Annotated in this window: 6 protein-coding genes and 1 pseudogene; 4 read left to right on the top strand and 3 right to left on the bottom strand. The window is 41.9% G+C overall.

Going from position 1 to position 6867, the window contains the following annotated elements; all coding sequences use genetic code 11:
• Positions 1-140: pseudogene (locus IM500_RS16005) on the top strand (RNA-guided endonuclease InsQ/TnpB family protein); the annotation flags it as partial.
• 169 nt (positions 141-309) lie between these two features.
• A complete protein-coding gene (locus IM500_RS16000) occupies positions 310-2193 on the top strand; it encodes an ATP-binding cassette domain-containing protein (protein ID WP_190722522.1) in 1884 nt (627 codons plus the stop codon).
• A 31-nt stretch (positions 2194-2224) separates the two neighbouring features.
• Here IM500_RS16000 and IM500_RS15995 read toward each other — a convergent pair whose 3' ends face one another.
• Positions 2225-2491, bottom strand: coding sequence for a hypothetical protein (locus IM500_RS15995; RefSeq protein WP_190722523.1), 267 nt, complete (start codon positions 2489-2491; stop codon positions 2225-2227).
• Positions 2492-2805: 314 nt separating this feature from the next.
• Between IM500_RS15995 and IM500_RS15990 the strand changes: the two genes are divergently transcribed.
• Complete coding sequence (locus IM500_RS15990; RefSeq protein ID WP_190722524.1) at positions 2806-3906, top strand: ABC transporter permease; 1101 nt, start codon at positions 2806-2808, stop codon at positions 3904-3906.
• 4 nt (positions 3907-3910) lie between these two features.
• Complete coding sequence (locus IM500_RS15985; protein ID WP_287738944.1) at positions 3911-5029, top strand: ABC transporter permease; 1119 nt, start codon at positions 3911-3913, stop codon at positions 5027-5029.
• 74 nt (positions 5030-5103) lie between these two features.
• On the opposite strand, the gene pstB (IM500_RS15980) is transcribed toward IM500_RS15985, so the two are convergent.
• Positions 5104-5901, bottom strand: a complete 798-nt coding sequence (gene pstB, locus IM500_RS15980) for a phosphate ABC transporter ATP-binding protein PstB (RefSeq protein WP_190722543.1) — start codon at positions 5899-5901, stop codon at positions 5104-5106.
• 97 nt (positions 5902-5998) lie between these two features.
• On the bottom strand, positions 5999-6802 hold the full coding sequence (pstB, locus tag IM500_RS15975) for a phosphate ABC transporter ATP-binding protein PstB (RefSeq protein ID WP_190722526.1): 804 nt from the start codon (positions 6800-6802) through the stop codon (positions 5999-6001).
• Positions 6803-6867: the final 65 nt, after the last annotated feature.

The raw sequence follows: 6867 nt of genomic DNA, 5'->3' as shown, positions 1-6867 counted from the left end.
CCGAATTTACCAAATCTGCTTTTAAGTTCAAAGACAGACAAATCTATTTAGCTAAATGCACAGAACCTTTACCTATTCGATGGTCAAGACAAATACCAGAAAGCTGTGAACCAAGCACAGTAACAGTCAGATTACATCCATAATCGTGAGGTTTGGGAATCGCCGTCCGTTTTACGGCGGCGAGGATGTCAAGCTAGGGGCTTGGAACGAGCCTCTTTAGATGCAGAGTCGTCTAGTGCTACCTTGTGCGGAAGTATGAGGCATCTAGGGACGAAGAAACTTCAGAAACTCGAATCGAGGGCGTAGCGGATGGGAGTAGTTCATGTCGTCAACCTCCAGAAAAACTACGGCAATTTTGCCGCCGTTAGAGGGATAAATTTCCAAGTCTATCCGGGGGAAATTTTTGGCTTAATTGGTCCAGATGGAGCGGGAAAAACCACCACCTTTCACATTCTGGGCGGGGTGATGAACCCATCGGGTGGTTATGTGGATCTAGAGGGAAAAAAGCCCCGTCACGTCCGTCAAACTATCGGCTATTTAACTCAACAATTTTCCCTCTATCTTGACCTCAGCATTGATGAAAACCTGCGTTATGTGGCCAATTTGCGCCGAGTAACCGAGAGGGATTGGCAAGCGCGTCGGGATAAATATTTAACTTTAATGAACCTGAAGGGCATCGGCGATCGCCTGGCGGGCCAACTTTCCGGGGGCATGAAACAAAAACTCGCCCTCTGTTGCGCCCTGATTTCTCGTCCCCAAATCCTACTTCTCGATGAACCCACCACCGGAGTTGATCCCGTCTCTCGGCGAGAATTTTGGGATATTTTAGCCACTTTAGCCCGCGAAGGTATAACAATTGTGGTGGCTACTCCCTACCTCGATGAAGCGGAACGTTGTCACCGCATCGCTTTGATGTACGAGGGACAAATTCACGAGATCGGAACCCTCAGCCAATTGCGCCAACGTCTCGGTTTACAACGCTTGGAAATTCGATCGCCCGATATCGCCGCTACCGCCGAAAAAATACTTCTTTTGGTGGATGGACAAAATATTAATGACGTGCAGTTATTTGGTGATCGTCTAGATGTGTTAACTGGCAATCCCCAGCAAGCAACCAGAATTATTCAGAATGCGATCGATCATCTCAGCGATATCCACCCTAGCGAGGCAACCCTAGAAAACGTCTTTGTCACCCGTTTGCGACAACAGGGTTCCGATCCCCCTTTTATCCCCTTACCAAAGTTTAAATCCGAGACGATCACCACGGGAATAGCGATCGATGCTAGGGATTTGCGGAAAACCTTCGCTAATTTTTGCGCCGTCAAAGGTGTTACTTTAACCATTGACTACGGAGAAATATACGGCTTATTGGGGGCGAATGGTGCGGGAAAAACCACCACGATTAAAATGCTGTGTGGGCTACTTTCCGCCTCTGATGGCGAGATTTCCTTAGCTGGGCGCAGTCAAGACCTGCGTAATCCCGTATTACGGCAAAAAATTGGTTATATGAGCCAAAAATTCACCCTTTATGATGATCTCACTGTGATCGAAAATCTGGAATTCTACTGCGGGGTTTATGGGGTTCCCCCGCACTACCGTCGCCAAAAAATCGCTTGGGTTTTGGAAACGGTGGGATTAATCGGACGGGAAACAATGTTAACCGGAAGACTGCCGGGAGGATGGAAACAACGCGTCGCTTTTGGCGCTTCCGTAATGCACGAACCAGAGATACTATTTCTCGATGAACCCACTTCTGGAGTTGATCCCCTAGCGCGACGACAATTCTGGCGCTTAATTAATGATTTGGCTCGTCAGGGAACTGCGGTATTAGTGACAACCCATTATCTCGAAGAAGCGGAACAATGCAATCGTCTCGGTTTTATGGTAGCTGGAGAAGTGGTGATGCAAGGTTCCCCCAGTCAAATTAAAGCAGCACAACCGGGGCAATTAATCGAATTACGTCTCGATCGAGTGCAACAAGCGGCAGCAATTTTAAAAACCCGTTTACAAGCTTGGCGCGTCTCGATTTTTGGCGATTGCTTGCACCTGACTCTCGATCATCCCGACAGGGAAATTCCAGAGATAAAAAAGATTGTCAGCACCGCAGGAATACAGGTACAATCCTTGCGTTTGCTTCCCTTTTCTTTAGAAGACGCATTTATCAGCGTTGTGCAGAGAATTAATGAGAAGTAACTTGGATAATATATACCCGTTGGCTAATTCTTTACTCCTGATCTGGGGATTGTCCGAAAAGATGCTCTACAATTCGCTTAACTTCTGTACGGATACCAGTGACTTCGTTGCGGAAAAACTGCCGATCGCTCTCAGCTTGAGTGATAAATTGATTTAAGCGCTCGTTGGTTCCTTCGAGACTCGCTGCTATTGTCCTAACCTCACGGGTTAGCTGTGCTATATCTTCTCGATTCTGTTGCGTGAGGACAACGGTAGCCTGTAGTATGCCCTCGATCCGTTCTAATCTTTCATCCGTCATCGGTTACAATCCCTTTAGAGCTTTTTAAGTAGGGGGGCACAATTATTTGTAGGATGGGTTAGCGGTAGCGTAACCCATGCGGGCGTTGGGTTTCATGCTTCAACCCAACCTACGTTCATCTTATATTTAATTCCACCCACCTACTTATGCAATAACTCTAATAAAATCAGGTAGAGAAGAAGGTCAACAACAGGAATAATTACCAGCAAAATTAGATTCTCTTCCCCCCGCTACTGCCTTAGACTTAGACATCAAAAGGGTGCGATAAGTTCCCTAAAACTGCCGTAAAAATTTATCCTTAATCGGGCAATTTCATGAAACGAATTCTCTCCCAATGTCGTAAGGAATTAGTGCAGTTTAGTCGTGATCGACTTACCCTCGCCCTCGCTTTCATTTTACCCGTGATGACTCTTTTTATCTTTGGTTTTGCTATTCGTTTAGAGGCGAAAGATATACCGGTTTTAGTGCAAGATCAAGATCGAACAGTTTTTAGTCAAAATTATAGCGATCGCTTGTTCGCCACTAATTTATTTATTCCCGTGGTTTGGGAAGGCAACCCTGAAACCGCTTTAGATCGAGGTATTGCTAGGGCAATTGTTGTGATTCCTCCCGATTTTAGTCGTAATTTACAAGCCAATAAAACTGCCGAAATTCAAGCAATTGTTGATGGTACAGATGCTAATAATGCCAGAATTATTCGCAATGCGATTAAAGCGACAACCCGCTCTTTTTTACAAGCAGAAAACTTAATTTCTGCCACTATTCCTATCGAAACTGCCACCCGACTTTGGTTTAATCCGGGACGACAAGAATCTCTCTATATTGTGCCAGGGGTTTATGCTGTGGTTTTATGGATTTTTCCCTCACTTTTATCAGCGATCGCTATGGTACGAGAAAAGGAAAAAGGCACAATTTTACAAGTTTATGCCTCCGCTCTCACTGCCGAAGAATTAATACTAGGTAAATCCCTCGCTTATCTAATAGTAGGAATCGGAATCGCTATCGGAGTTATGGGTTTAGGAAGTCTCATTTTTCAATTAAATTTTGCTGGTGATCCAATGCCATTACTGTTAGGAACTATCCTCTATTTATGGGCAAGTGTGATGTTTGGATTAATGTTAGGTGCGCGTACCAGTAATCAAAATTCTGCGGTGCAAGGTGTTTCTTTAGTGGGTTTTCTCACTGCTTTATTACTCAGTGGTTTTATTTATCCGTTAAGTAATATTCCCTTTCCCCTCTCTTTAGTTTCAAATATAGTTCCCGCTCGTTATTATATCGAAATTACTAGAGATGCTTTTGTCAGGGGTGTGGGTTGGGCGGGTATTGGCAATAATTTAGTTATCATTTTCCTCTTGGGAATGGTATTATTTATATTAGCAATAAAAGCTCTATCAAGAATGCAGTTAGGAGAATAATAAGATGTTTAAGCAATTATTTACAGGTCGTTTTTTATCTTTAGTTATTAAAGAAATTCGCCAGATATTACGCAACAAACAGTTAATTATTCTCTTGATTTTCCCCCCAACTATTCAACTATTAATTTATGGATTTGCGCTTAATCCCGATGTTCATCATATCAAATTAGGAATAGTCGATTATGCCGCTACTGCTGAAAGTCGCTCTCTCAGCGCTGCTTTTACCGAAAATCAGATTTTTGATGCCGAAATAATCACTTTTGATGAGAAGACATTAACCCAACAGGTGGAAACAGGAAAATTAACCGCCGGTTTGATAATTCCCCCCGAATTTAGTCGCAATCTCACCCAAGAAAAAACCGCATCTATTCAAGTTTTTATCGATGGAGTGGATGCCAATACCGCAGGAATTGCTAAGGGTTATATCAATCAAATTGTGCAAGAATTCGGCACGGGAAAAGTTAATCAAAATGCGCCACTTCCCATCTCAACACAAGTAATTTTCTTTTATAATCCTGGACTTTCTAGCAGTTGGTTTTTTGTCCCCGGAGTCATGGGATTAGTATTAACTTTAATCGGTTCGATCGTTTCTTCTATCACCGTTGTTAAAGAAAAAGATACGGGAACTCTCGAACAATTACTGATGACTCCTGCCGCTGCTTGGGAGATTTTGTTAGCTAAAGTTGTGCCTTTATTCATCCTCCTTTTGGGTGATGTTTTGTTAGCATTAACCATCGGTAAAGTGATTTTTAATGTGCCATTTCGGGGCAACTTTTTCCTATTTATGGCTTTAGCTAGTCTCTATATTTTTGTTAGTATTGGTGTCGGTATTATGTTAGCGACACTCTGTCAATCCCAACAGCAGGTAGTTTTAACCACCTTTTTTATCAATTTACCCATGGTACAATTATCAGGAGCGATCGCACCTATTGAAACGATGCCGCCATTTTTTCAATATCTCTCTCTTTTTAATCCTCTCCGTCACTACATAGCTATTATCCGCGGTATTCTTTTAAAAGGTGTCGGTTTAGAAGCTTTATGGGTTCATGTATTGGCTCTGATTGGTTTCGCTGTGATACTTTTAACTATTAGTGCCAAACGTTTTCGCAATCAGTTAAGTTAATCGTTTTTCAATCATTCCAGATGGAAAAAATTAATCTATCCCGGAGTCGTGAATAACGATTAATTATTAATCCTTTAACCAAAACGACCGCTAACATAATCTTTAGTGGACTCTTGAGCGGGATTTTGAAAGATTACCTCGGTGCGATCATATTCCACTAAATAACCTACTTTACCGCCTTTTGGGGTCGGTTCGGCATTATAAAAGGCCGTTAAATCAGAAACCCGCGACGCTTGTTGCATATTATGAGTGACAATAACTATAGTATATTGGGTTTTTAATTCGTGAATTAATTCCTCAATTTTTAGGGTAGAAATCGGATCGAGTGCCGCACAGGGTTCATCCATTAAAACAACTTCTGGTTTAACCGCAATAGCGCGGGCAATACATAACCTTTGTTGTTGTCCCCCTGATAAAGCTAAACCACTTTCTTTGAGTTTATCTTTAACATCATCCCAGAGAACGGCTTTTTTTAAAGATTCTTCCACTAATTGATCCATATCGCCGATGTAACCATTTAAGCGCGCCCCAAAAGCGATATTTTCATAGATAGATTTAGGAAAAGGATTCGGTTTCTGAAAAACCATACCAATACGACTGCGTAACCCGACAGGATTAACGGAATTACCATAAATATCTTGACCGCGAAAGGTAACTTTTCCCTCAATTTTGGCACTTTTAACCAGATCATTCATGCGATTAAAACAGCGCAAAACCGTACTTTTACCGCAGCCAGAGGGACCGATAAAAGCGACCGCTTTTTTCTCAGGAATATCAAGGTTAACATCACGAACAGCAAGATTAGAACCGTAGTAAACATTTAAGTTTTTGGTTCTCAAAACCGCATCGGTGACAACATCGCTACTATACATAATCTTTAAAGGAATAGTGTTGGGGAAAAGGGAGAAGGGAGAGGAGGAGAGGGAAGAAAAAAGCTGATAACTGATAACTGATAACTGATAACTGGATTTAGCCAAAACGTCCACTAACATAATCTTTAGTTGCTTGTTCTTGAGGATCACCGAAGATTTTGTCCGTATGATCAAACTCGACTAGATAACCAATTTTGCCACCTTTATCGGTGGCTTCAGCGTTATAAAAAGCCGTTAAATCTGCTACTCTTGTGGCTTGTTGCATATTGTGAGTAACAATAATAATCGTGTAACGTTCTTTTAATTCGTGCATTAATTCCTCAACTTTTAAAGTTGAAATCGGATCGAGTGCCGAACAGGGTTCATCCATTAATAATACTTCTGGTTGAGCGGCAATAGCGCGAGCAATACATAATCTTTGTTGTTGTCCCCCCGATAGGGAAAAACCGCTTTCTTTCAGTTTATCTTTTACTTCTTCCCAGAGAGCAGCCCGACGCAGGGAAGTTTCTACTAATTCATCCAAATCCCCTTTATAACCATTTAAGCGCGCTCCGTAAACCACATTATCATAAATGGATTTGGGAAAAGGATTAGGGCGCTGGAACACCATACCAATGTATTTTCTTACTTCGACAGGATCCACCTCTTGAGAGTAAATATCTTGGTTATGATAAAAAACTTTGCCGTCAATACGAAAACCGTGAATTAAATCATTGAGACGATTAAAACACCTGAGAATGGTACTTTTTCCACAGCCAGAGGGTCCGATAAAAGCGGTGACTTTATTTTTGGGAATATCGATGGAAACGTCTCGTACTGCCCGATAATTACCATAGTAAATATCAGCCTTATCGACCTTTAAAACGGTTCCTGTAGAATGGGAGTTAGAGTTAGTTAGCATAAATTATTTATTTCACTTGAATTTGGCTAATTGAGGAATTGGAAAGATAGATAGATTTTTCCTTA

This window comes from Microcystis sp. M179S2, from assembly GCF_020245805.1.
GTDB classification, from domain to species: domain Bacteria; phylum Cyanobacteriota; class Cyanobacteriia; order Cyanobacteriales; family Microcystaceae; genus Microcystis; species Microcystis aeruginosa.
This window is presented reverse-complemented; position numbering and strand designations above follow the sequence as displayed.

Bases quoted from the DNA above. Each gene is read 5' to 3' on its own strand.
- IM500_RS16000 (WP_190722522.1), top strand. From the start codon at position 310: ATGGGAGTAGTTCATGTCGTCAACCTCCAGAAAAACTACGGCAATTTT.
- IM500_RS15995 (WP_190722523.1), bottom strand. From the start codon at position 2,491: ATGACGGATGAAAGATTAGAACGGATCGAGGGCATACTACAGGCTACC.
- IM500_RS15990 (WP_190722524.1), top strand. From the start codon at position 2,806: ATGAAACGAATTCTCTCCCAATGTCGTAAGGAATTAGTGCAGTTTAGT.
- IM500_RS15985 (WP_287738944.1), top strand. From the start codon at position 3,911: ATGTTTAAGCAATTATTTACAGGTCGTTTTTTATCTTTAGTTATTAAA.
- pstB (WP_190722543.1), bottom strand. From the start codon at position 5,901: ATGTATAGTAGCGATGTTGTCACCGATGCGGTTTTGAGAACCAAAAAC.
- pstB (WP_190722526.1), bottom strand. From the start codon at position 6,802: ATGCTAACTAACTCTAACTCCCATTCTACAGGAACCGTTTTAAAGGTC.